The following is a 24,162-nucleotide window of genomic DNA, read 5'->3' as shown; positions in this document are numbered from 1 at the left end:
ATGTTTGATAAGATACTGGTTGCCAACAGAGGCGAGATTGCCTGTCGGGTGTTTGAGAGCGCAAGGGCTCTGGGAGTGCGCACGGTTGCGGTTTACTCCGATGCAGACCGCGCCAGCAAGCATGTGGCGCTGGCGGATGAGGCGGTGCATATCGGCGGCTCTGCCCCTGCGGAGAGTTACTTGCGTGGAGATGTGATTATTGCCGCGGCCAGGGCCACTGGCGCGCAGGCGATCCATCCGGGTTATGGCTTTCTGAGCGAGAACCCCGAGTTTGTGGATGCTGTCGAGGCGGCTGGTCTGGTGTTTATCGGCCCGTCGGCCAGCGCCATTCGCGCTATGGGCCTGAAGGATGCGGCCAAGGCGCTGATGCATGAGGCGGGTGTGCCTGTTGTGCCCGGCTATCACGGCAAGAACCAAGACCCCGAGCATCTTTCGGGAGCTGCCGATACAATCGGTTATCCCGTGCTGATCAAGGCCGTTGCGGGCGGGGGCGGCAAGGGGATGCGCCTTGTCGAGACGTCTGCCGAGTTTATGGACGCTTTGGAGAGTGCCAAGGGCGAGGCGAAGACAGCTTTTGGCAACGAAGATGTGTTGATCGAGAAGTTTGTGACCCAGCCACGGCACATTGAGGTGCAGGTTTTTGGCGACGGTGAAAAAGCCGTGCATCTGTTTGAGCGAGACTGCTCCCTTCAGCGCCGCCACCAGAAGGTGATCGAGGAAGCGCCTGCTCCCGGGATGACGGAAGAGATGCGCGCCGCGATGGGCGATGCGGCTGTGAAGGCGGCCGAGGCGATCGGCTACAAGGGCGCAGGGACGGTGGAGTTTATCGTTGATGGCTCCAAGGGGCTGCGTGCTGACGGGTTCTGGTTCATGGAGATGAACACGCGCTTGCAGGTCGAGCACCCTGTGACCGAGGCGATTACGGGAGTTGACCTGGTTGAATGGCAGTTGCGCGTGGCGTCAGGTGAGGGGCTGCCAAAGCGGCAGGACGAGCTGAGCATCAACGGCCATGCTTTTGAGAGCCGTCTTTACGCCGAAGATGTGCCTAAAGGGTTTTTGCCTGCGACAGGCACACTGGCGCAGCTTGCTTTCCCCGCGGGTGCGCGGGCGGACAGCGGTGTGCGCACCGGCGATACCATCAGCCCGTTCTATGACCCGATGATTGCCAAGATCATCACCCACGGACCAAGCCGCGCTGTGGCGCTGAAGCGCATGGCGCGGGCATTGGCGGAAACACAAGTCGCGGGGACGGTAACAAACCTCAGCTTCCTCGGCGCGCTCTGTGCGCATAAGGGCTTTGCGGCGGGCGAGGTTGACACGGGGCTGATCGGGCGTGACCTTGACAGCCTTGTGCAGGCTCCTGTGCCGGGCGATGAAGAGCGGGCCTTGGCGGCCTTGGTGGCGCTTGGCTTGACAGATACCGCTTGGCCAACAGGGTTTCACACATGGTCGGCCATGCGTCGGAAAGTGAACCTGAGTTTTGAAGAAGAGGTGTTTGACGCCACTGTCGAAAGCCTGAGTGCCGAAGCGCATGATGTGACGTTGGGCGAGGCACGTGTTGAAGCACGCCGCGTGGGCGGACGCTGGATGCTGAATGGTCACGTTGCGCCTGAAGCGGTGCTGAAGGGCGGACAGGTTTATGTCTTTGCGCAGTATGGCCTCAGCTTTGAAGTGATTGACCCGCTGGAGCGTGCGGCTTCTGCTGGCGCGGGGGCGGCTCTGATCGAGGCCCCGATGCCGGGGCTTGTGAAGGCTGTGTTTGCCAAAGCGGGAGATGCGGTAAAGGCGGGCGACAGGCTGGCCATTCTGGAAGCGATGAAGATGGAGCATTCCTTGCTGGCCGCGCGTGACGGGGTTGTCGCAGAGGTGCTAACGGAAGCGGGCGCGCAAGTTGAGGCGGGCGCGGCGCTTATCCGGCTGGAAGACGAGGAAGAGGCGGCGGCGTGATGCCGCGCCTTCTGGCCTATAAAGACAGTGTTTACAGCTGGTCGGCAAAGGCCGGACTGGCTGTGAAGGGAGTTGAATACGTTTGCGAGGAGATCAACCCGTTTGAGCCGGAGGGGCTCGGGGACTTGCTGGCGCACCATCCCTTCGGGCGCGTGCCCGTGTTTGAGCACGAGGGGTTTTCTGTTTACGAGACACTTGCGATTTTGAGTTATATCGACAGGGTTTACGACGGACCAAACCTGATGCCAGACAAAGCCGAGGCGGCTGCGCGGGCGTTTCAAGTGGCTGAAATTGCGGGGGCTTATGTTTACTGGCCATTGGTGCGACAGGTGTTTTCACACGCTGTATACCGCCCGCTTACGGGAGAAACGGGGGATTCGGGGCTGATCGAGGCGGGGCTTGACGCTTCGAGGCGGGTTTTGGCTGCTTTGGAAGCTGTCGCTCAGGAAGGCTTGGTACTGAACGCCCGTAGCATCACGGTTGCGGATCTGATGCTTGCGCCTATGTTGATGTACTTCAAGGCCTGCCCTGCGGCCAGCGAGCGCTTGGGCGCTTGTGCAGGCCTGACAGGCTGGCTTGACTGGGCTGAGGTGCAACCAGCATTTGTTGCCACGCGGCCTGATTTTTTACTGACTACAGGAGAGACATCTTGATTACCCTCCACCACGTTCCGCAGAGCCGCTCGATGCGGGTGCTCTGGCTTTTGCACGAGCTGGAAGTGCCTGACTTTCAGGTTCAGGTGCATCCTTTTGACAAGTCGCTCCGCGACCCCGAGTTTCTTACGCTGAGCCCTGCGGGGCGGGTGCCTGCGATGGAAATCGAAGGCGAGAGAATGTTCGAGAGCGGTGCGATGATCGAGTATCTTTGCGAGCGTTTTCCCGAGCGCAATTTGGGCCGCGAGGCTGGCAACCCCGACCGTATGGCATGGCTTACCTGGCTCCATTTTGCCGAGACGGTAACGGTGCATGGAGCCGCGCTCACGCAGCAGCATATCATGCTTTATGAGGATTACATGCGCTCGCCTTACATCATGCAGCTTGAGGCCAAGCGGCTGGCAAAGTGTTATGAGGCGATCGAGGCGCGGCTGTCCACGCCTGTCGAGAACCGCGACTATCTTCTGACAAGCGGGTTTTCGGCAGTTGATATAGCCGTCGGGCAGGCGGTTTACGTGGGCAGGCATTTTGCGCGGATTGATGCATTTCCCGAGCTGAGTGCGTGGTACGAGCGGATCACAGAGCGGGCTTCTTTTGCGGAAACCATGGCTGTGGGTGAGCAGAAGCTCTACTTGCAGGAGTTTTACGAACCCTGGCCTTTGCCGGAGCGGAGCGCGACATGAGCGGATATGTAGAAATCTTCGAGGTCGGCCCGAGGGACGGCTTGCAGAATGAAAAGCGCCAGATTCCCACAGCGGAGAAAATTGCGCTGGTGGATTGCCTTTCGCAAGCAGGCTTCAAGCGGATTGAGATTGCCAGCTTTGTGAGCCCCAAATGGGTTCCGCAAATGGCGGACAGTGCCGATGTTTTAGCGGGGATCACACGGGCGAAGGGTGTCTCTTATGCGGCGCTCACACCGAACTTGCGTGGCTTTGAGGGGGCATTGGCGGCGAAGGCGGATGAGATTGCCATCTTCGGCTCGGCCTCGGAGGGGTTTTCCAAGGCCAATATCAACGCGAGCATTTCCGAGAGCCTTGAGCGCTTTGCCCCTGTGGCAGAGGCGGCGAAAGCGGCGGGGCTGCCGATGCGCGGCTATATTTCCTGCGTGACGGATTGCCCTTATGACGGGGCAACGCCGCCTGCAGAGGTTGCGCGGGTGGCGAAAGTGCTGCGCGCGATGGGCTGTTACGAGATCAGTCTTGGTGACACGATCGGGCAGGCACGCCCCGAGAGCATTGATGCGATGTTGGCGGCTGTGCTGGAGGAGGTGCCTGCGGCAGAACTGGCAGGACATTACCACGACACGAGCGGGCGCGCTTTGGACAATATCGAAGCGAGCCTTGCGCGTGGCGTGCACGTGTTTGATGCGGCTGTCGGCGGGCTGGGCGGCTGCCCCTATGCGCCCGGTGCGGCGGGGAATGTGGCGACGGAGGCTGTGCATGACCGGCTTGTCTCGCTTGGATATGACACGGGACTGGACCGTGATGTTTTGATCAGGGCGGCGGATATGGCGCGTGCGATGCGCAAGGAGCAGGGCGATGTATAATACAATCGAGATTGAGACAGACGCGCGCGGCGTTGCCACACTTTGGCTGGCGCGCGAAGAGAAGCACAATGCACTGAGCGCCGGGATGATCCGCGAGCTGACGCAAGCGGCTGAAGCGCTTGGCAAGGATGACGCTGTGCGTGTTGTTGTGTTGGCGGCTAAGGGAAAGAGCTTTTGCGCGGGCGGGGATTTGCGCTGGATGCAAGAGCAGATGGAGGCCGATGCAGACACGCGGCGCGCGGGCGCGCGGGAGCTTGCGATGATGCTCAACACGCTCAACGAACTGCCCAAGCCCTTGATTGCGCGGGTGCAGGGCAACGCCTTTGGCGGCGGCATTGGCATGATGTCGGTGGCCGACGTGGCACTTGGCGTGCCTGAGGCAAAGTTTGGTTTGACCGAAGTGAAGCTGGGGCTGATTCCTGCCACGATCAGCCCCTATGTGTTGGCCCGTATGGGCGAGGACAAGGCGCGGCGGGTGTTCATGTCGGCAAGGTTGTTTGGCGCGGCAGAAGCGCGCGATCTGAACCTCTTGGCGCGGATTGTGGAGGCCGATGCACTTGATGCGGCGGTTGAGGCCGAGGTTGTGCCATATCTTGCGGCGGCGCCCAAAGCGGTGGCGGCATCAAAAGCGCTGGCGCGCAGTCTTGGACCAGCAATCACTTCCGAGATTATCGAAGCGACGATTGACCGCCTCGTGGAAACCTGGGAAGGCGAGGAAGCGCGTGACGGGATTGCGGCGTTCTTTGAAAAACGCGTGGCGCCTTGGGTGAGGTAGCGCCTGTTTTGGCAGTCAGAAATGACTGAGTATTTTTGTCGGAAATGTATTGGCGCCGCAAGGTCTTAGCGCTCTGCGCGCCTCTGATGCGGCACATATAGATTTTTCTGAATGTAGCGGTCAGTCGGTTGACCCTGCCAAGGGGCGGGAGTAAACCCGATGGCAATGAAAAGCTGCCACACCTATGCGCGAACCGGCGCATGAAAGGAGCCTCACGTGGAAGAGATGCTTCGGGAATACCTTCCCATTCTGATTTTACTGGTTATCGCTATCGGGCTAGGCCTTGTTCTTATACTGGTGGCGCTCGTTCTTGCTGTGCGCAACCCTGACCCTGAAAAGGTCTCGGCGTATGAGTGCGGGTTTAATGCCTTTGACGATGCGCGGATGAAGTTTGATGTGCGGTTTTACCTCGTGTCGATTCTCTTTATTATTTTCGATCTGGAGATTGCGATGCTCTTTCCGTGGGCTGTTGCCTTTAAAGACATCAGCATGGTTGGTTTCTGGTCGATGATGGTGTTCCTCGGAGTGCTGACAGCGGGCTTTGCTTACGAGTGGAAAAAAGGAGCGCTGGAATGGTCATGACCTCGACAGGCATCCAGACGGGCCTTAACACCGCTGGCGCTGACAAAGACACCGCAACTCAGGCACTGAATGCCGAATTGCAGGACAAGGGCTTTTTGCTGACTTCGGCGGAAGACCTTGTGAACTGGGCGCGCACAGGCTCGCTGCACTGGATGACGTTCGGTCTTGCGTGTTGTGCTGTTGAAATGATGCATACTTCGATGCCACGCTATGATGCGGAGCGCTTCGGGATTGCACCGCGCGCCTCGCCGCGCCAGTCGGATGTTATGATCGTGGCTGGCACGCTCACCAACAAGATGGCCCCCGCTTTGCGCAAGGTTTATGACCAGATGCCGGAGCCGCGCTATGTGATCTCGATGGGTTCCTGTGCAAATGGTGGCGGCTATTATCACTACAGCTATTCTGTTGTGCGGGGCTGTGACCGGATTGTGCCTGTAGACATTTATGTGCCGGGTTGCCCTCCGACAGCCGAGGCGCTGCTTTACGGGATCATGCAGCTGGCGCGCAAAATGCGCCGCACAGGAACGATTGTGCGCTGAGCGCACGCGAAAGGGATGAGACATATGAGCGAAGAGCTGCAAGAGCTGGGCGCGTTGATCGAGCTGAAACAGCCTGATTGTGTGTTGGGCTGGGATGTGCGCTTTGGTGAGTTGAGTGTGGATGTGACCCCCTCAAGCATCGCAGGGCTTGTCGAGTTTCTGAAAAATGACTCTGCGTGCAAGTTCTCAACGCTGGTGGATATCACCGCGGTTGACTATCCCGAGCGCCCCAAGCGGTTCGAGATTGTTTATCACTTTCTCAGCATGTTCCAGAACCACCGTATCCGTCTGAAGATGGCGATCCGTGAAGACGAGATTGTGCCTTCTATTACGGGTGTTCATTCGGGTGCGAACTGGTTTGAGCGCGAAGTGTTTGACATGTTCGGCATCCTCTTCAGCGGGCACCCCGATTTGCGCCGTATTCTTACAGACTATGGTTTCCGCGGCTATCCGTTGCGCAAGGATTTTCCGACAACCGGCTATGTCGAGCTTCGTTATGACGAGGCGCAGAAACGCGTTGTTTACGAGCCTGTGAAGCTGGTGCAGGAATACCGGCAATTTGACTTCATGAGCCCGTGGGAGGGAGCGCAGTATATCCTTCCGGGTGATGAGAAAGGTGAAGGCGCGAAATGATGGACGGCACGAGCTTTGAAGACGCCCAGACAGGCGAGCAAAAAATCCGAAACTTCAACCTGAACTTCGGCCCGCAGCACCCTGCGGCGCACGGGGTTTTGCGCCTTGTGCTTGAGCTTGACGGCGAGGTTGTCGAGCGTTGCGATCCGCATATCGGCTTGCTGCACCGTGGCACGGAAAAGCTTATGGAGAGCCGGACTTATCTGCAAAACCTGCCGTATTTTGACCGTCTTGATTATGTTGGAACGATGAACCAGGAGCACGCCTGGTGCCTTGCGATCGAGAAGCTGACAGGTGTGGAAGCGCCGCGCCGTGCGAGCCTTATCCGCGTGCTGTATCTCGAAATCGGCCGTATTCTGAACCACTTGATGAACGTGACCACACAGGCTTTGGACGTGGGCGCACTGACGCCGCCTGTCTGGGGCTTTGAAGAGCGTGAAAAACTTATGGTATTTTACGAGCGCGCTTCTGGCGGACGGTTGCACTCGGCCTATTTCCGCCCCGGGGGGGTGCATCAGGACCTGCCGCCTGATTTGATTGACGATATTGAAGAATGGGCCAAGGGCTTTCCGAAGTTTCTTGAAGACCTCGGCGGGCTGTTGACGGAAAACCGTATTTTCAAGCAGCGCAATGTCGATATTGGCGTTGTCACCGAAGAAGATGTGCTTGAGTGGGGCATGTCGGGCGTTATGGCGCGCTCGGTTGGTATGGCTTGGGATTTGCGCCGCGCGCAGCCTTACGAGTGCTACGACGAGTTTGAATTCCAGATCCCCGTGGGCAAAAACGGTGACTGCTATGATCGCTACCTGATGCGCATGGAAGAAATGCGCCAATCGGCTTCGATCATGATTCAGGCCTGCCAGAAGCTGCGGGCGCCCGAAGAGCAGGGCGATGTGCTTGCCCGTGGCAAGCTGACACCGCCGAAGCGTGCCGAGATGAAAACCTCGATGGAAGCGCTGATCCATCATTTCAAGCTTTACACCGAGGGCTTTAAAGTGCCTGAGGGCGAGATTTATGCTTGCGTTGAGGCGCCCAAGGGCGAGTTTGGCGTGTTCCTTGTTTCGGACGGGTCAAACAAACCTTACCGCACCAAAATCCGTGCGCCGGGCTACATGCATCTTCAGGCGATGGACCATATCGCCAAGGGGTATCAGCTTGCGGATATCGCTGCGATCATCGGGACACTCGATGTGGTGTTCGGGGAGATCGACAGGTGAGACTGCGGTTTGCATTCCTGACGGTGGCAGCGCTTGGCCTTGCGGGCTGTGCGACCTTGCCAGGCACAGACGGGCTGACGGCGTATGATGTCCAGCGTTTCAGTGCCGGTGTCGAGAAGGCAGGCTGCGTCATTCAATCGGATGCGAAAGCGGCGATTGTCGAAAAACACACGGGCTTTAGCGACGAGAAGCTCAGAGAAGTAACAAGATATATGCTTGATCAAAAAACTTTGGTTCATGAGGACCGTGGGATCAAGCTTGTGACCGGGAACTGTGCCGATGCTTAGACGCCTTTACCATACTCAACCCGAGAGCTTTGCTTTCACGCCTGCCAACCTGGAATGGGCGGAGGGGCAAATCACGAAATACCCCGAGGGCCGTCAGGCCAGCGCGGTCATTCCGCTTCTGTGGCGTGCACAGGAGCAAGAGGGCTGGGTGAGCCGTCCGATCATTGAAACGGTTGCAAAGATGCTTGGTATGGCGGAAATCCGTGTGCTTGAAGTGGCTTCGTTTTACTTTATGTTCCAGCTTCAACCTGTTGGCTCTGTTGCACATATTCAGGTTTGCGGGACACTTTCCTGCATGATTTGCGGCGCGGAAGACTTGATTGCTGTCTGCAAAGACAAAATTGCGCCCAAAGCGCACCAGTTGTCGGAAGACGGGCGCTTTTCATGGGAAGAAGTCGAGTGTCTTGGCGCGTGTTCAAACGCTCCCATGGCCCAGATCGGCAAGGACTATTACGAAGATCTGACAGCTGAGAACTTCGGCAAGATTCTGGATGAGTTGGCGGCGGGTCGCGTGCCCGTGCCGGGGCCGCAAAACGGGCGCTATGCGGCCGAGCCTCTTTCGGGTCTCACGTCTCTTACCGATCATGAAAGTGGCAAAACACAGTATAATGCGAGTGCGCAGGCGGCTGTGGATTTGGGCGAAACCATCAAGCGGATTGACGGAACCGAAGTACCGATCCTGACACCATGGCTTGACCGCGCGGACAAAGGCAAGACGGGTAAGGCGAAAAAAGCACCGGCTAAAACGGCGGCAAAGGCCCCGCAGAAAGCTGCTCTTGAGACCACGCCTTCAAAGGCGGCTCAAGCTGCGAAAGCCAAATCTTCGGCCCCAAAGGGTGTTCCGAGCGATAAGCAGAAGGTGGCCAAGCCAGCCGCCGCAAATGCTGTGACCGGCGAGAAAAAACCACGCACGATGAGCGCGCCGCGCAAGTCGGGAGCGGACGATCTGAAGCTGATCAGCGGTGTCGGACCAAAGCTTGAGCAAACGTTGAATGAACTGGGCTTCTGGCATTTTGACCAAGTGGCGAAATGGACGGAAAACGAGATTGCTTGGGTGGACAGCCGCCTCAAGTTCAAGGGTCGCATTGAGCGCGATGACTGGATGGCGCAAGCCAAGATTCTTGCGGCGGGTGGCGAAACAGAATTTTCGAATAAAAATAAGAAGAAATAATGTAATGCCAAAGGTTTATGGCAAGGGGGACGAAATATGAAACAATCATCTGGTTTGGGATTTTGTGGCTGGGTTTGCTGGCTGCTTGGTCTGGTCGCGGGTATTATTGCCTATTCCATGAGCCAAGGACCTGTCGGCGTTTTTGCGGCTTTGCTTGTTGGCTTGGCGGTTGGTATTTTTGTGGGGCTGGTTCTGAGCTCGCTGTTTTGCAAAGGTGCTCAAAAAGTTCCCGAAGCTGAAACCAAAGCGCCAACTGCTGCTGCGGTTGCGGGAGGAGCTGCTGCGACTGCGGTAAATACGGCCTCTGCCAAAGCAGATGATGGCACATCTGCGACCCGCGCGGCAGAAGACAAGCGTGCTGCCGAGAAAGCCGCCCCTGCCAAGCCTGCAACTGTGATGAGCTCGGACAGTTCTGTGGCCTCTGATGCGCCAAAAACGAAGAAGGCCGCAAGCAAGAAAGCTGCGGATGCGAAGCCTGTCAAGAAAACAGCGGCGAAAACGGGTGGCACAAAGGCCAGCACAACCACGAAAGCGGCTTCGGCCAAATCGGCGGATGTGAAGCCTGCGAAGGCTAAGGTGGCAACAGAAAAAGCTGCCGCTCCGAAAAAGGCAGCGGCAAGCAAAGCAACTTCAGAGAAGCCAGCCGCGACCAAGAGTAAGTCAGCTCCTAAGGCGGCGGCCAAGCCAGCCACGAAGGCAGCACCAAAATCTGCAGCCAAGTCTACAGTCAAAGCGGCACCAAAGACGCCTTCAAAAGCCGTTGCAAAAAGTACTGGTGAGAAGAAGCCTCGCACGCTGAGCGCGCCGCGCAAGGCGGGGGCGGACGATCTGAAGCTGATCAGTGGTGTTGGCCCCAAGCTTGAGAAAACCCTCAACGATCTGGGCTTCTGGCACTATGACCAGATTGAAAAATGGGGCAAGGCCGAGATAGAATGGGTCGACAGCCGCCTGCGCTTCAAAGGCCGCATCGAGCGCGACGACTGGATGGCGCAAGCCAAGATTCTTGCGGCGGGTGGCGAGACCGAGTTTTCAAAGAAAAGCAAGAAAGCTTGATAGGATATGGCCATGAGCGGTGAGCGTGATCAGAAGCAGGCACGGACGGGGCGGGTGGTTTCACTCGTCATCGTGGGTGCGATGCTTTTGTGGCTTGCCGCTCAGTGGCTCGGGCCCCGGTTGGGCCTTGAGGGGCGCTATGCGCTCCTGATAGATTTTGCGGCGATTGGCGCGCTCGTTTGGGCGCTGGTTGTCACGTTGCAGCTCTGGCGCGCGCGCCGGGACAAAGAGGGTTAAGGCATGCTCAAAGATCAGGACCGTATCTTTACCAATATCTACGGGATGCATGAGCGCACTTTGAAGGGTGCTCTGGCGCGTGGACATTGGGACGGGACCGACAAGCTCATCGGCAAGGGCCGCGACTGGATCATCGACGAGATGAAAGCAAGCGGTTTGCGTGGACGAGGCGGTGCGGGCTTTCCAACCGGCCTCAAGTGGAGCTTCATGCCCAAGGAGAGCGATGGGCGCCCATCCTATCTGGTGGTGAATGCAGATGAATCCGAGCCGGGCACATGCAAGGACCGCGAGATCATGCGCCATGACCCGCATACGCTTATCGAGGGCTGCCTGATTGCCAGCTTCGCGATGCAAGCGCATGCCTGTTATATCTACATTCGCGGCGAGTATATCCGCGAGAAGGAAGCGCTTCAGGCCGCGATTGACGAAGCCTATGATGCAGGCCTTGTTGGGGTGAACGCTTGCGGGACGGGCTGGGATTTTGACATTTACCTGCACCACGGTGCGGGCGCTTATATTTGCGGTGAAGAGACTGCACTTCTGGAGAGCCTTGAGGGCAAGAAGGGCATGCCGCGGATGAAGCCGCCGTTCCCTGCGGGTGCGGGCCTTTATGGATGTCCGACCACAGTGAACAACGTGGAGAGCATTGCTGTTGTGCCGACAATCCTGCGGCGTGGGGCGAGCTGGTTTTCAAGCTTTGGCCGCCAGAACAACGCCGGCACCAAGCTGTTTGCGATTTCGGGCCATGTGAACAATCCCTGTGTTGTGGAAGAGGCGATGAGCATCAGCTTTGAAGAGCTGATCGAGAAGCATTGCGGCGGTATTCGTGGCGGTTGGGACAACCTCAAGGCGGTTATTCCGGGCGGCTCATCTGTGCCTTGTGTGCGTGGCGAGAACATGCGCGATGCGGTGATGGACTTTGACTATCTGCGCGGCGAGCTTGGCTCGGGCCTCGGCACGGCGGCTGTGATTGTGATGGACCAGAGCACCGATATCATTAAGGCGATCTGGCGCTTGGCCAAGTTTTACAAGCATGAGAGCTGCGGACAATGCACTCCTTGCCGCGAAGGCACAGGCTGGATGATGCGTGTGATGGAGCGTCTTGTCGAAGGCAATGCCGACCCCGAAGAGATCGACATGCTTTGGGATGTGACCAAGCAGGTGGAGGGCCACACGATCTGCGCGCTTGGTGATGCGGCGGCTTGGCCTATTCAGGGTCTCATCCGCAATTTCCGTGACGAGATCGAAGACCGTATCAAGGCCCAGCAAGCGGGCAAGACATTGGCAGCGGAGTAGACATGCAGCTCGCAGAGTTCAAAATTGGCCGTTTGATTGCTGTTCAAGGCAAGCCGAGTTGTGCGAGCAGCTTCGGCCAACCTGCACATCTGCGGGCAGAACTTTGCAGGGCCGAGAACGGGTATGCCAGGCAATGTGTGGGGGCTTCCGAATGAAAGATTTGAAAACCAAATCTGTGCGTGACCTTCTGCGGCTTGAGAATGCCTTCGAGACATACGAATTTGACGAAAGTCGCGTTGATCTTTCTGGCTGGAATTCGACCCACGGGTTCTTTCGCAACCTGTTGGAAGAGTTTAAACCTAAGCTTATTCTGGAACTAGGCGTCTGGAAGGGGAAATCCTCGATCCATATGGCGCAGGAAGCCAAGAAGCTTGGGCTTGAAACCGAGATTGTTGCGATTGACACTTGGCTTGGATCGTCGGCGCATTTGTCTTCCAAAGGGCGGCGCAAAGAGCTGAGCCCGCGCAATGGCTATCCGACACTTTATGAGACATTTCTGGCCAATGTTTACTCGGAAGGCATGCAAGACGTGATTGTTCCGCTGCCGATGGACGGGAATTCGGCGGCCTATGCGCTGAAGCGTCTGAAGGTGAAGGCGGATATGATCCATATTGACGCAAGCCACGAGTATGAGGCCTGTCTGGCGGATTTTCGCAACTACTGGGATTTGCTTGCGGATGACGGTGTGTTGCTCTGTGACGATTATGGTAACTGGCCTGATGTAAGCCGCGCTGTCTGCCAGTTTGCAGCAGAAGTGCAGCGGCCGATCTGGACGAGTATGGCCAAGGCGATCATCTGTAAGGATCCGCGCATCGGCTTTGACCTTGAAATCACCAAACGTAGAAAGATCAGGATTTGAATATGTTGAAAACATCCACAAAACTTGCTTTCTGTGTTGCCCTTGCAGTGATGGCCTCAGGGTGTGCCCGTACAAAATCGGCGCTCGGTGGCTCGCAAAGCTATAGCTATGAGGGCTATGCCTATAAGGGCAAAATCCAGCGATCAAAAGAGGATCGTGCTGACTTTGGTGTGACGGTGCGGGGGGCAGACAGAGGGTTGTCCGGTGCTTTGGAAGCCGCGCGTATTGAAGCCAACCGCTATTGCATCGACCAGTATGGCAACACGGATATCAGCTGGAGTGGGCCCACACCTGACACGGACCCAAGCGAGATTTCTATAAGCGAAAATGGTATTCTTGAGCTGCGTGGGCGGTGTAAAACATGGTGACAGCCGCGCAACATATGATGCGAAAACCTGCCGGTTTTGGCGGGGCGGGGAACTGTTATTGCATAGCAGCGGTCACAACTCCCATCTCATGCAAGACAGGGCGCAGTGTATCTGCCGCTCCGGTTATGCATGAGAGGAGTTTAGAGATGCGTATGTTTACAACTGTTTTTATGGGCGCGGCATTGGCTGCATCCATGGCTTCGGCCAAACCTGCGTTGCGGGATGTTAAAGAGATCGACGGCAAAATGCTCGAAGTGGGGCTGGCGCTGGAAATTTCGAAGAAATGCGACACGATTTCGGCGCGCAAGCTGAAAGGTTTGTCTCTTCTTTGGGATGTGAAAAGCCGCGCGAATGATCTTGGATATAGTGACGACGAAATTGACGCCTATCGCAAAAGCGAGGCTGAAAAAGCCCGCATTCGTGCGAAGGGCGAGGCCTATGTGAAATCAAAAGGGTTGAACCCGAAGAGCGCTGCTGATTTGTGCACCCTTGGCAAAGCCGAGATCGCCAAAGGCAGCGTGATCGGAAGCCTGCTGAAAGCAAAGTGAGACGACATGAGCGATTTACGCAAGATCATCATTGATGACAAAGAGGTCGAAGTTGAGGGCGGAATGACGCTGATTCAGGCCTGTGAAGAAGCCGGCATCGAAGTGCCGCGTTTCTGTTATCACGAGCGCCTCAGCATCGCGGGCAACTGCCGGATGTGTCTTGTGGAAGTTGTGGGCGGCCCACCCAAGCCTGCGGCCTCTTGCGCGATGCAGGTGAAGGATTTGCGCCCCGGCCCCGAGGGGCAGCCTCCTGTTGTGAAGACAAATTCGCCTATGGTGAAGAAGGCGCGTGAAGGTGTGATGGAGTTCTTGCTCATCAACCATCCGCTTGATTGCCCTATTTGCGACCAAGGTGGAGAATGCGACTTGCAGGATCAGGCCATGGCCTATGGCGTTGATTTCAGCCGTTTCCGCGAGCCGAAGCGTGCGTCTGACGATCTTGATCTCGGACCGCTGGTTGAGACGCATATGACGCGCTGCATCTCGTGCACGCGCTGTGTACGCTTTACCACAGAAGTGGCCGGGATCACCCAAATGGGCCAGACAGGACGCGGCGAAGATAGCGAGATCACTGCATATCTGGGCGAAACGCTTGATAGCAACTTGCAGGGCAACATCATTGATCTGTGCCCCGTTGGTGCGCTTGTGAGCAAGCCTTACGCGTTCACCGCGCGGCCTTGGGAGCTGACAAAGACCGAGACGATTGATGTGATGGATGCGCTCGGCTCATCCATTCGTGTAGATACGAAGGGCCGCGAAGTGATGCGGATTCTGCCACGCAACCATGATGGCGTGAACGAAGAGTGGATTTCGGATAAAACCCGTTTTGTCTGGGACGGTCTGCGCCGCCAACGGCTTGATAAGCCCTATGTTCGTGAAAACGGCAAATTGCGTGCAGCGGACTGGGGCGAGGCTTTGAGCCTTGTGGCGCAGAAAATTACGGGCGCAAGCAAAGTGGCTGGCCTTGTGGGGGATCTTGCGCCAGTTGAAGCCGCTTTCGCTTTGAAAGAACTTGTTGAAGGGCAGGGCGGTTCTGTCGAGTGTCGCACTGATGGTGCGAAACTCCCTGCCGGCAACCGCTCGGGATATGTCGGCACTGCGAGCATTGAAGACATTGATACGGCGCAGATGATTCAGCTCATCGGAACCAACCCCCGCGAGGAAGCGCCTGTGCTTAATGCACGTATCCGTCGGGCATGGTCACGTGGGGCGAATGTGGGCCTGATCGGGCAAGCTGTTGATCTTACATACGATTATTCGCATATGGGAGATGATCGTGCGGCACTTGAAAAGGCGCTTGGCAGCAAGTTCAAAGAGGTTCTTGAAGTCGAGAGCCTTGTGATTGTCGGTCAGGGCGCGATCCGTGAAGCGGATGGTGCCGCGGTTCTGGCGGCAGCGATGCAACTGGCCGAGGCCACGGGCTCAAAGCTTCTGGTTCTGCATACGGCAGCCAGCCGCGTTGGCGCTATGGATATTGGTGCTGTCACCGAAGGCGGCATGGTATCGGCGACCGAGGGGGCAGATGTTGTTTATAATCTCGGCGCTGACGAAGTCGACATCGAAGCAGGCGCTTTTGTGATTTACCAAGGTAGCCATGGCGACCGTGGGGCACACCGCGCCGATGTGATTTTGCCGGGCGCGGCTTACACAGAAGAGCAGGGGCTGTTTGTAAACACCGAAGGCCGCCCTCAGATTGCTCTGCGTGCAGGGTTTGCACCGGGTGAGGCCAAGGAAAACTGGGCCATTTTGCGTGCGCTCTCGGCAGAACTGGGCGCGACCCAACCATGGGACAGCCTAGCGCAGTTGCGTCAGGCGCTTGTGGCTGCTGTGCCACATCTGGCACAGATTGACGAGGTGCCAGAGAACGAATGGAAAGCCGAAGTGAAAGGCACGCTTGGCAAGGCCAGCTTCCGCAATGCGGTGTCAGACTTCTATCTGACCAACCCGATTGCGCGTGCTTCCGAGCTTATGGCAGAGTTGAGCGCCAATGCAAAAGCGCGCGGGCAAAAGAAGGTGGCGGCCGAGTGAGAAGGTTTGCCGGCATAATTCTGGGCTTGGCCACTTTTGCCATGCTTGGCGCTTGCGAGGAGATTCCGCGCGAGGATGTGACCCGTGCGGCCACACCGGACGTGCCGCGTGTGTTTGGCTATGACGGAATCGAGACACGCCTTTTGGACGGCGATTTGGTGCAATTTGTGGTTGCGATGAATGGCGAAGCGCTGCCTGATGACGTGAGCCGCTATGCGGAATGCGCCGCAGCGCAGTATTCGCTTATTCGTGGATACGGATTTGCGCGTCATGTGCGCACGAATGTTGAGATTAAGGGTGGCCAGTGGCGCGGAGATGCGGTTTATACCATCTCGGCTGCACTGCCACGTGGTTTGAAGACGATTGACGCGGAAGTCACCGTTCAAAACTGCATAGAAGACAAGATACCGATGGTGTGAGGGGCTGATGGCTGAATTCTTTACCAACACGAATCTAGGGATTTTCCTGCTTATTGTGGGGCAGTGCCTATTGATTATCGTGCCGCTTCTCGTCGCGCTGGCGTTCTTGCTGTATTTTGACCGTAAGGTCTGGGCAGCCGTGCAAATGCGCCGCGGGCCGAATGTGGTCGGCGTCTTTGGGTTGTTCCAGAGTTTTGCCGACTTTATCAAATACGCGGTGAAAGAGATCATCGTGCCTGCGGGAGCTGACAAGTTTGTCTTTTTTCTTGCCCCGCTGGTGAGCTTTGTGCTGGCCATGGCTGCTTGGGCGGTGATCCCGTTCAATGACGGCTGGGTTCTGGCCGATATTAACGTTGCCGTGCTCTATATTTTCGCTTTCTCCTCGCTTGAGGTTTACGGCGTGATCATGGGGGGCTGGGCCTCGAACTCGAAATACCCGTTCCTCGGATCGCTCCGGTCTGCTGCGCAGATGATTTCTTATGAAGTCTCGCTCGGGCTTATCATCATCGGCATCATCATTTCGTCAGGATCGTTGAATCTGAGCGAGATCGTGTATGCCCAGAATGGTGACTACGGTATGTTCAGCTGGTACTGGATCCCGCATTTCCCGATGCTGTTTCTCTTTCTGATTTCGGCCATGGCCGAGACAAACCGCCCACCTTTTGACCTTCCCGAAGCGGAGTCAGAGCTTGTGGCAGGTTATCAGGTTGAATATTCATCAACGCCGTTCCTGCTTTATATGATCGGGGAATATGTGGCGATTGTGATGATGTGCGCGCTCGTCTCGGTTTTCTTCTTTGGCGGCTGGCTCTCGCCCATTCCGGGCTTGCCTGACGGCATCATGTGGATGTTCGGCAAGATGTTCCTCGTCTTCTTCATCTTTGCGATGGTGAAGGCGATCACACCGCGCTACCGCTATGACCAGCTGATGCGGATCGGTTGGAAAGTATTTCTGCCGATGAGCTTGTTCTGGGTTGTCTTTGTAGCCTTCGCGGCGAAATTTGACTGGTTCTGGGGCACGTTCGCGCGCTGGAGCGTAGGAGGGTAATATGGCGAATATCGACTATAAACGCGCGATCGGTTACTTTTTTCTCTCCGATTTTCGGCAGGGTATGAAGCTTGGCCTCAAGTACTTTTTTGCGCCGAAAGCCACGCTCAATTATCCCCACGAAAAGGGCCCGCTGAGCCCGCGGTTTCGCGGCGAGCACGCGCTGCGCCGCTACCCGAACGGGGAAGAGCGCTGCATTGCTTGTAAGCTTTGCGAAGCGATCTGTCCTGCACAGGCGATTACAATTGATGCGGAGCCGCGCGATGATGGCTCCCGCCGCACAACACGCTATGACATTGACATGACCAAATGCATTTACTGCGGTTTCTGCCAAGAGGCTTGCCCAGTGGATGCAATTGTTGAAGGGCCGAACTTCGAGTTTGCCACCGAGACCCGAGAGGAGCTGTTTTATAACAAAGACAAGCTCCTGGAGAACGGTGACCGCTGGGAGGCAGAAATCGCCCGTAATCTCGAGCTGGATGCACCGTACCGATGACCAAAACGCCCTTTGAAATGATGATGGAACAAGCGAGCGAAATGGCAAAAGCCATGGCGCCCGCGCTTGAGACGTTTTCGCCCAAAGGGTTGGAGGCGATGTGGCCGACCATGTCCAAGGAGATGATGGAAGCGACATTCGGTAAGGGGCTGAACGAGAACGGCCTCGATTCCAAGACGCGGCTTTTGCTCACCCTTGCAGGGCTGACCATGCAAGGTGCACAGGGCGAGGCCCAGATCAGGCTGACAGTGCGTCATTTGGGCGAGGCTGGAGCCACGGACGAAGAAATAGCCGAAACAATAGCCATGATGGCGATGTTTGCGGGAATTCCTGCCATGACGCGGGCGATGGAAATTGCCAAGGACGTGATGGACCAAAGCAAGGATGTTGATAAATGACCGTAGTGACCTTTGCCTTTTATCTCTTTGCGATTGGCGTGCTAACGGGCGGGCTTTTCACCGTTCTCAGCCGCAACCCGGTGCATTCGGTGCTATGGTTGATCCTTGCGTTTATGAGTGCGGCAGGGCTTTTCGTTTTGCTCGGGGCCGAGTTTATCGCAATGCTTCTGATGATTGTTTATGTCGGCGCGGTTGCGGTGCTTTTCCTCTTTGTCGTGATGATGCTTGATGTGGATTTTGCAGAACTCAAGGCCGGCATGGCACAGTATATGCCCATCGCTCTGGCGATCGGGATTGTGATGCTCATGGCACTCGGGCTGGCGTTTGGCGATTGGCAGATGGCGGATGGTGCGGAAGCTGCGCGTGCCGCTGTGACGCCTGAAGGCACGCAGAACACAGCTGCTTTGGGGCTGTTGCTCTATGACCAGTATTTCCTGATCTTCCAGCTTGCAGGTCTGATCCTGTTTGTGGCGATGATCGGTGCGATTGTGCTGACACTGCGCCATCGTGATGGCGTGAAGCGCCAGAATGTTTTGACGCAGATGTGGCGCGATCCGAAAGACGCTATGGAACTGAAAGACGTAAAACCGGGGCAGGGGCTTTAAGCCACTCGCCGCGAGAACAATAAAGAACCGAGGGACGACATGATCGGACTTGAACATTATCTGACGGTGGCAGCTGTGCTGTTTGTCATTGGCATATTCGGGCTCTTCCTGAACCGGAAGAACATCATTATTTTGCTGATGTCGATCGAGCTCATCCTTCTTTCGGTGAACATCAATTTCATCGCTTTCTCGTCTTTCATGGGCGATCTGGCGGGGCAGGTGTTTACCCTCTTTATTCTGACCGTCGCCGCTGCCGAGGCCGCGATTGGCCTTGCGATCCTTGTCGTCTTCTTCCGCAATCGTGGCACGATTGACGTTGAAGACGCCAACGTGATGAAGGGATAAGAATTATGGAACAAATTATCCTTTTTGCACCGCTGCTTGGCGCGCTTATTGTCGGCTTCGGCCACCGTATCCTTGGGGATAAGGCTTCGCAGTGGATCACCACCGGCCTGCTCTTTCTGGCGGCCGTTCTCAGCTGGGTGGTTTTTCTTGGCTTTGACGGGGTTACACGCCAGATCGAGCTGATGAGATGGATCCAGTCGGGCACGCTTGATACCAGCTGGGCCATCCGCCTTGATCGGCTAACTGCGATTATGTTCGTTGTAATCAACTCGGTTTCGGCCCTCGTTCATCTTTATTCCATGGGCTACATGGCCCATGACGAGAATTGGAAAGAAGGCGAAAGCTACCGCCCGCGTTTCTTTGCCTACCTGTCGTTCTTTACCTTTGCGATGTTGATGCTGGTGACAGCGGACAACCTGATCCAGATGTTCTTCGGCTGGGAAGGTGTGGGCGTTGCTTCTTACCTGCTCATCGGGTTCTATTACCGCAAGCCAAGCGCCAATGCCGCCGCAATCAAGGCGTTTGTGGTGAACCGAGTGGGGGATTTTGGCTTCCTTCTCGGTATTCTCGGGCTGTATTTCCTTGTCGACAGTGTAAACCTTGATGACATTTTCGCAGCGGCTCCGACGCTTGCAGAAACGGAGATCAGCTTCTTGTGGACAGAGTGGAACGCGGCAAATCTGCTGGCCTTCCTTCTGTTCATCGGTGCGATGGGCAAATCGGCACAGCTTTTCCTGCACACTTGGCTGCCGGATGCTATGGAAGGCCCGACACCTGTTTCGGCGCTTATCCACGCCGCGACTATGGTAACGGCGGGGGTCTTCCTCGTTTCGCGCATGTCACCTTTGTTTGAGTTCGCACCCGAAGCCAAAGCCTTTATCGTGATTATCGGGGCGACCACAGCGTTTTTCGCTGCCACTGTCGGCCTTGTGCAGAACGATATCAAACGCGTGATTGCTTACTCGACTTGCTCGCAGCTTGGTTACATGTTTGTGGCGGCAGGTGTCGGTGTTTATTCGGTTGCGATGTTCCACCTTTTCACGCACGCTTTCTTCAAGGCGATGCTTTTCCTTGGTGCGGGTTCGGTCATTCACGGAATGCACCATGAGCAGGACATGCGGAACTACGGCGGGCTGCGTAAAAAATTGCCCTATACCTTCTGGGCGATGATGATCGGCACGCTGGCCATCACCGGTGTGGGTATTCCGCTGACACATTACGGCTTTGCCGGCTTCCTTTCTAAAGATGCCGTTATCGAGAGCGCGTATGCCGGCACAATGGGAGGCTATGCCTTCTGGATGCTGGTGATTGCTGCCCTGTTCACAAGCTTCTATTCGTGGCGTCTTATGTTCATGACGTTCTTTGGCAAAGCGCGTGGCGATAAGCATACGCATGAGCACGCGCATGAAAGCCCTGCTGTTATGTTGGTTCCGCTGGGTGTTCTGTCACTTGGGGCCATCTTCTCGGGGATGCTTTGGTATAACTCTTTCTTTGGCCATACCGATACTGTCGGCAAGTTTTTTGGCGTGCCTTATGCCGAAGCGGGGGCACATGGTGAAGAAGACCATGCTGAGGCAACAGCCGAAGAAGGCCACAGTGAAGCCGCCACGCAAGGCCATGGCGCAGCCGAAGAGCATCACTATGCCTTCACGGGCAAGCCAGGTGAGGGCGCTATCTACACTGCGGAGAGCAACACCGTACTGAACGATGCGCATGCCGTGCCCAAGTGGGTCAAGATGAGCCCGTTTTTTGCGATGCTGATCGGTTTTGTAACGGCACTTTGGTTCTATATCTGGAGCCCGAGCCTGCCTGCCAAACTGGCAGAGAGCCAGCGCCCGCTTTATCTTTTCTTGCTCAACAAGTGGTACTTTGACGAGGTCTACAACTTCCTCTTCGTCAATCCAGCCAAAGCCCTTGGCCGCTTCCTTTGGAAAAAGGGAGACGGCACTGTCATCGACGGAACGATCAACGGGGTTGCCATGGGCATTATCCCGTTCGTCACCCGCCTCGCAGGCCGCGCCCAGTCCGGTTACATTTTCACTTACGCATTCGCCATGGTTATCGGGGTTGTTGTCCTCGTCATGTGGATGGCCTTTACGGGGGGCACACGGTAATGGACAATCTTCTTTCCATTGTCACTTTTATTCCTGCGCTGGCAGCGCTCATTCTGGCGCTTTTCCTGCGCGGAAATGATGCGGCATCGGCCCGCAATGCAAAGTGGGTGGCTCTGATTGCCACGTCGATCACCTTTCTGGTCTCGCTGTTTATTCTGGCCGAATTTGACCCGAGCAATACCGGATTTCAGATGGTGGAAGAACGTGAATGGCTGATGGGGCTGAAATACAAGCTCGGCGTTGACGGGATCAGCGTTCTGTTTGTGTTGCTCACAACATTCATGATGCCTCTGACGATTGCGGCGAGCTGGAATGTTGAAACGCGCGTAAAAGAATACATGATCGCGTTCCTTCTGCTCGAAACCCTGATGCTCGGCGTGTTCATGGCGCTGGATCTTGTGCTGTTCTATGTCTTCTTTGAAGCGGGTCTCATTCCGATGTTCCTGATTATCGGAATCTGGGGCGGCAAAGAGCGTATTTACGCGAGCTTCAAGTTTTTCCTCTACACCTTCCTTGGTTCGGTTCTCATGCTGGTCGCTATGGTGGCGATGTTTGCGGATGCAGGCACAACCGACATCCCGACCCTCATGACACATACCTTTGGTTCCGAGGCGTTCTCTATCCTGGGTGTGCAGGTTGTTGGCGGGATTCAGACACTCTTGTTCCTCGCCTTCTTTGCGAGCTTTGCTGTGAAAATGCCGATGTGGCCTGTGCATACGTGGTTGCCGGATGCCCACGTTCAAGCGCCCACGGCAGGCTCTGTTGTGCTTGCCGCAATCCTGCTCAAGATGGGCGGCTACGGCTTCCTGCGGTTTAGCTTGCCGATGTTCCCTGTCGGGTCTGATGTGATTGCACCGTTGGTTCTCTGGATGAGTGCAATTGCGATTGTTTACACGTCTCTTGTAGCGCTTGTTCAGGAAGATATGAAAAAGCTGATTGCTTACTCTTCGGTCGCCCACATGGGTTTTGTAACCATGGGCATCTTTGCTGTGAACCAGCAGGGTGTTGACGGCGCGATTTTCCAGATGGTCAGCCACGGCTTTATCTCGGGCGCGCTTTTCCTCTGTGTCGGGGTCATTTATGATCGTATGCACACCCGCGAGATTGATGCTTACGGCGGCCTCGTGAACCGTATGCCGGCTTACGCGTTGATCTTCATGTTCTTCACAATGGCAAATGTCGGCTTGCCAGGCACATCTGGTTTTGTGGGGGAATTCCTGACGCTGATGGGGATATTCCAAGTGAACACTTGGGTTGCGGCTGTGGCTGCACTCGGGGTGATCTTCTCGGCAGGCTATGCGCTTTGGCTGTACCGCCGGGTTGTCTTTGGGGACCTTATCAAAGAGAGCCTCAAGACCATCAGCGATATGACAACCCGAGAGAAGGCGATCTTTGCGCCGCTGGTTGTTATGACATTGCTGCTCGGCGTCTATCCGAGCCTCGTCCTCGATATCATCGGGCCTTCTGTCGAAGCGCTTGTTTCTAACTATCACACTGCCTTGCATGATGCAGGCACGGCCGCCGCTGCGCTGGCCCAATCGCACTAACGGAGAGACTTATGCAGGCTGATCTGAATACAATCCTGCCGGAAATCGTAATTTCCGTCTATGCGATGCTGGCACTTCTCGGGGCTGTCTATACGAGCAAAGACAAGCTCGCTGGGCTGCTGACATATACCACAGCGGGCCTGTTTCTGCTCGTCGCTGTCTGGATCGGGCTGGGCAGTAGCGGAGCGAGTACGGCTTTTGGTGGGATGTTTGTCGATGACGCATTCGCCCGCTTTGCAAAGGTAACGATCCTGTTGTCTGCGGCAGCAGTGCTTGTCATGGGCATGGGCTATCTCGAACGCCACAAGATGATGAAGTTTGAATACCCTGTTCTTATCGCTCTCAGCGTTGTGGGCATGATGTTTATGGTTTCGGCGGGCGATTTGATGGCGCTTTATATGGGCCTCGAGCTACAATCGCTTGCGCTTTACGTGATCGCTGCGATGCGCCGTGACAGCTTGCGTTCGACGGAAGCAGGCCTCAAGTATTTCGTGTTGGGCGCACTTTCTTCAGGCTTGCTGCTGTATGGTGCATCGCTCGTATACGGCTATGCAGGCACCACGCTTTTCTCTGGCATCATTGCCGCTGCAGGCGACGGGCTTGCGCCTGTCGGGTTGCTCTTTGGACTCGTGTTTGTGATGGCGGGCCTTGCCTTCAAAATCAGCGCGGTTCCCTTCCACATGTGGACACCCGATGTATACGAAGGTTCGCCCACGCCTGTGACAGCTTTCTTCGCCACAGCGCCCAAAGTTGCCGCGATGGCACTGTTTGCGCGCGTGTTGCATGACGCGTTCGGCGGTGTCTCGCAAGACTGGAGTCAGGTTCTTGTGTTTCTGTCGATCATGTCGATGTTCCTCGGAGCGATTGCCGCGATCGGGCAAACCAATATCAAACGCCTGATGGCCTATTCCTCAATCGCCCACATGGGCTATGCGATGATTGGTCTGGCGGCGGGCACGGCGCTCGGCATCGAGGCGATGCTGACCTACATGGCGATATATGTGACAATGAACATTGGCACATTTGCTTTTATCCTCAGCATGGAGCGGGATGGCGCGCCTGTGACAGATATCAATGCGCTGCGGATGTATTCCAAGGTTGAACCCGGAAAGGCGCTTGCGCTTCTGGTGCTGCTGTTCAGCCTTGCAGGTGTGCCGCCGATGCTTGGCTTCTTTGCCAAACTCGCGGTCTGGCGTGCGGGTATTGAGGCTGATCTTTTCTGGCTTGTTGTCGCAAGTGCCGTGGCTTCGGCGATTGGCGCTTACTACTATCTTCGGATTGTCTACTTCATGTATTTCGGGGAAGAGACGCAGGCAGCCCTTGATGAAAATCGCGCACCTGTTCTCTGGGTTATGCTTATGGGGGCGGCTCTTGTCATGGTGGTTGGTATTGCCAGCCTCTTTGGGGTTGATGGTGCGGCGGCTACTGCGGCGGCGGCGCTTGTAAACTGA

General features: G+C 56.2%; 27 protein-coding genes. All 27 read left to right on the top strand.

Translation table 11 applies throughout. The features are described from left to right. The 27 genes from OE750_RS12685 (at nucleotide 1) to nuoN (ending at nucleotide 24,162) form a co-directional block, all read left to right on the top strand. Nucleotides 1-1,947 (top strand): acetyl/propionyl/methylcrotonyl-CoA carboxylase subunit alpha, encoded by a 1,947-nt coding sequence (locus OE750_RS12685; RefSeq protein WP_263764614.1) that lies wholly within the window; start codon nucleotides 1-3, stop codon nucleotides 1,945-1,947. Continuing rightward, on the top strand, nucleotides 1,947-2,600 hold the full coding sequence (locus tag OE750_RS12680; protein ID WP_263764613.1) for a glutathione S-transferase family protein: 654 nt from the start codon (nucleotides 1,947-1,949) through the stop codon (nucleotides 2,598-2,600). The genes OE750_RS12685 and OE750_RS12680 overlap by 1 nt, the downstream gene beginning before the upstream one ends. Continuing rightward, on the top strand, nucleotides 2,597-3,283 hold the full coding sequence (locus OE750_RS12675) for a glutathione S-transferase family protein (protein ID WP_263764612.1): 687 nt from the start codon (nucleotides 2,597-2,599) through the stop codon (nucleotides 3,281-3,283). The genes OE750_RS12680 and OE750_RS12675 overlap by 4 nt, the downstream gene beginning before the upstream one ends. Continuing rightward, nucleotides 3,280-4,146, top strand: coding sequence for a hydroxymethylglutaryl-CoA lyase (locus OE750_RS12670; protein ID WP_263764611.1), 867 nt, complete (start codon nucleotides 3,280-3,282; stop codon nucleotides 4,144-4,146). Before OE750_RS12675 ends, OE750_RS12670 begins: the two co-directional genes overlap by 4 nt. Then, nucleotides 4,139-4,921 carry a crotonase/enoyl-CoA hydratase family protein gene (locus OE750_RS12665; RefSeq protein WP_263764610.1) on the top strand — a complete coding sequence of 261 codons (783 nt, stop codon included), beginning with the start codon at nucleotides 4,139-4,141 and terminating at the stop codon, nucleotides 4,919-4,921. The genes OE750_RS12670 and OE750_RS12665 overlap by 8 nt, the downstream gene beginning before the upstream one ends. Nucleotides 4,922-5,137: 216 nt before the next feature. Then, nucleotides 5,138-5,503: an NADH-quinone oxidoreductase subunit A gene (locus tag OE750_RS12660; RefSeq protein ID WP_263764609.1), complete on the top strand. Its 366-nt coding sequence runs from the start codon at nucleotides 5,138-5,140 to the stop codon at nucleotides 5,501-5,503. Then, complete coding sequence (locus OE750_RS12655) at nucleotides 5,500-6,042, top strand: NuoB/complex I 20 kDa subunit family protein (protein WP_263764694.1); 543 nt, start codon at nucleotides 5,500-5,502, stop codon at nucleotides 6,040-6,042. Before OE750_RS12660 ends, OE750_RS12655 begins: the two co-directional genes overlap by 4 nt. A gap of 24 nt (nucleotides 6,043-6,066) precedes the next feature. Beyond that, on the top strand, nucleotides 6,067-6,675 hold the full coding sequence (locus OE750_RS12650) for an NADH-quinone oxidoreductase subunit C (RefSeq protein WP_263764608.1): 609 nt from the start codon (nucleotides 6,067-6,069) through the stop codon (nucleotides 6,673-6,675). After that, nucleotides 6,675-7,892 (top strand): NADH-quinone oxidoreductase subunit D, encoded by a 1,218-nt coding sequence (locus tag OE750_RS12645; protein ID WP_263764607.1) that lies wholly within the window; start codon nucleotides 6,675-6,677, stop codon nucleotides 7,890-7,892. The genes OE750_RS12650 and OE750_RS12645 overlap by 1 nt, the downstream gene beginning before the upstream one ends. After that, complete coding sequence (locus OE750_RS12640) at nucleotides 7,889-8,179, top strand: hypothetical protein (RefSeq protein ID WP_263764606.1); 291 nt, start codon at nucleotides 7,889-7,891, stop codon at nucleotides 8,177-8,179. The genes OE750_RS12645 and OE750_RS12640 overlap by 4 nt, the downstream gene beginning before the upstream one ends. Beyond that, nucleotides 8,172-9,350, top strand: coding sequence for an NADH-quinone oxidoreductase subunit E (locus OE750_RS12635; RefSeq protein ID WP_263764605.1), 1,179 nt, complete (start codon nucleotides 8,172-8,174; stop codon nucleotides 9,348-9,350). The genes OE750_RS12640 and OE750_RS12635 overlap by 8 nt, the downstream gene beginning before the upstream one ends. Nucleotides 9,351-9,386: 36 nt before the next feature. Next, on the top strand, nucleotides 9,387-10,403 hold the full coding sequence (locus OE750_RS12630) for a hypothetical protein (protein ID WP_263764604.1): 1,017 nt from the start codon (nucleotides 9,387-9,389) through the stop codon (nucleotides 10,401-10,403). Between the two features lie 12 nt (nucleotides 10,404-10,415). Further along, nucleotides 10,416-10,640 (top strand): DUF5337 domain-containing protein, encoded by a 225-nt coding sequence (locus tag OE750_RS12625; protein WP_263764603.1) that lies wholly within the window; start codon nucleotides 10,416-10,418, stop codon nucleotides 10,638-10,640. A gap of 3 nt (nucleotides 10,641-10,643) precedes the next feature. After that, nucleotides 10,644-11,936: an NADH-quinone oxidoreductase subunit NuoF gene (gene nuoF / locus OE750_RS12620; protein WP_263764602.1), complete on the top strand. Its 1,293-nt coding sequence runs from the start codon at nucleotides 10,644-10,646 to the stop codon at nucleotides 11,934-11,936. 151 nt (nucleotides 11,937-12,087) lie between these two features. Continuing rightward, nucleotides 12,088-12,795: a class I SAM-dependent methyltransferase gene (locus OE750_RS12615; protein ID WP_263764600.1), complete on the top strand. Its 708-nt coding sequence runs from the start codon at nucleotides 12,088-12,090 to the stop codon at nucleotides 12,793-12,795. 2 nt (nucleotides 12,796-12,797) lie between these two features. Continuing rightward, a complete protein-coding gene (locus OE750_RS12610) occupies nucleotides 12,798-13,163 on the top strand; it encodes a hypothetical protein (protein WP_263764599.1) in 366 nt (121 codons plus the stop codon). Nucleotides 13,164-13,309: 146 nt separating this feature from the next. Beyond that, nucleotides 13,310-13,711 (top strand): DUF5333 domain-containing protein, encoded by a 402-nt coding sequence (locus tag OE750_RS12605; RefSeq protein WP_263764598.1) that lies wholly within the window; start codon nucleotides 13,310-13,312, stop codon nucleotides 13,709-13,711. A 6-nt stretch (nucleotides 13,712-13,717) separates the two neighbouring features. Beyond that, the gene (gene nuoG, locus OE750_RS12600; protein ID WP_263764597.1) at nucleotides 13,718-15,739 is read left to right on the top strand and encodes an NADH-quinone oxidoreductase subunit NuoG; all 2,022 of its coding nucleotides are present in this window, start codon (nucleotides 13,718-13,720) and stop codon (nucleotides 15,737-15,739) included. Between the two features lie 41 nt (nucleotides 15,740-15,780). Continuing rightward, nucleotides 15,781-16,158 carry a hypothetical protein gene (locus OE750_RS12595; protein WP_263764693.1) on the top strand — a complete coding sequence of 126 codons (378 nt, stop codon included), beginning with the start codon at nucleotides 15,781-15,783 and terminating at the stop codon, nucleotides 16,156-16,158. A gap of 7 nt (nucleotides 16,159-16,165) precedes the next feature. Then, nucleotides 16,166-17,206 (top strand): NADH-quinone oxidoreductase subunit NuoH, encoded by a 1,041-nt coding sequence (nuoH, locus tag OE750_RS12590; protein WP_263764596.1) that lies wholly within the window; start codon nucleotides 16,166-16,168, stop codon nucleotides 17,204-17,206. Between the two features lies 1 nt (nucleotide 17,207). Then, complete coding sequence (nuoI, locus tag OE750_RS12585) at nucleotides 17,208-17,702, top strand: NADH-quinone oxidoreductase subunit NuoI (RefSeq protein ID WP_263764595.1); 495 nt, start codon at nucleotides 17,208-17,210, stop codon at nucleotides 17,700-17,702. Next, the gene (locus tag OE750_RS12580) at nucleotides 17,699-18,100 is read left to right on the top strand and encodes a carboxymuconolactone decarboxylase family protein (RefSeq protein WP_263764594.1); all 402 of its coding nucleotides are present in this window, start codon (nucleotides 17,699-17,701) and stop codon (nucleotides 18,098-18,100) included. Before nuoI ends, OE750_RS12580 begins: the two co-directional genes overlap by 4 nt. After that, on the top strand, nucleotides 18,097-18,705 hold the full coding sequence (locus tag OE750_RS12575) for an NADH-quinone oxidoreductase subunit J (RefSeq protein ID WP_263764593.1): 609 nt from the start codon (nucleotides 18,097-18,099) through the stop codon (nucleotides 18,703-18,705). Before OE750_RS12580 ends, OE750_RS12575 begins: the two co-directional genes overlap by 4 nt. 39 nt (nucleotides 18,706-18,744) lie before the next feature. Further along, nucleotides 18,745-19,050 carry an NADH-quinone oxidoreductase subunit NuoK gene (nuoK, locus tag OE750_RS12570; protein ID WP_263764592.1) on the top strand — a complete coding sequence of 102 codons (306 nt, stop codon included), beginning with the start codon at nucleotides 18,745-18,747 and terminating at the stop codon, nucleotides 19,048-19,050. A gap of 5 nt (nucleotides 19,051-19,055) precedes the next feature. Beyond that, nucleotides 19,056-21,164 carry an NADH-quinone oxidoreductase subunit L gene (gene nuoL / locus OE750_RS12565; protein ID WP_263764590.1) on the top strand — a complete coding sequence of 703 codons (2,109 nt, stop codon included), beginning with the start codon at nucleotides 19,056-19,058 and terminating at the stop codon, nucleotides 21,162-21,164. Continuing rightward, nucleotides 21,164-22,711 (top strand): NADH-quinone oxidoreductase subunit M, encoded by a 1,548-nt coding sequence (locus tag OE750_RS12560; RefSeq protein WP_263764589.1) that lies wholly within the window; start codon nucleotides 21,164-21,166, stop codon nucleotides 22,709-22,711. The genes nuoL and OE750_RS12560 overlap by 1 nt, the downstream gene beginning before the upstream one ends. A gap of 11 nt (nucleotides 22,712-22,722) precedes the next feature. Next, nucleotides 22,723-24,162 carry an NADH-quinone oxidoreductase subunit NuoN gene (gene nuoN, locus OE750_RS12555; protein ID WP_263764588.1) on the top strand — a complete coding sequence of 480 codons (1,440 nt, stop codon included), beginning with the start codon at nucleotides 22,723-22,725 and terminating at the stop codon, nucleotides 24,160-24,162.

Source organism: Lentibacter sp. XHP0401 (genome assembly GCF_025751535.1).
In the GTDB taxonomy this organism is placed as follows: domain Bacteria; phylum Pseudomonadota; class Alphaproteobacteria; order Rhodobacterales; family Rhodobacteraceae; genus Lentibacter.
Note: the sequence above shows the minus strand (reverse complement) of the source record. Positions and strands in the feature narration are given on the sequence as shown.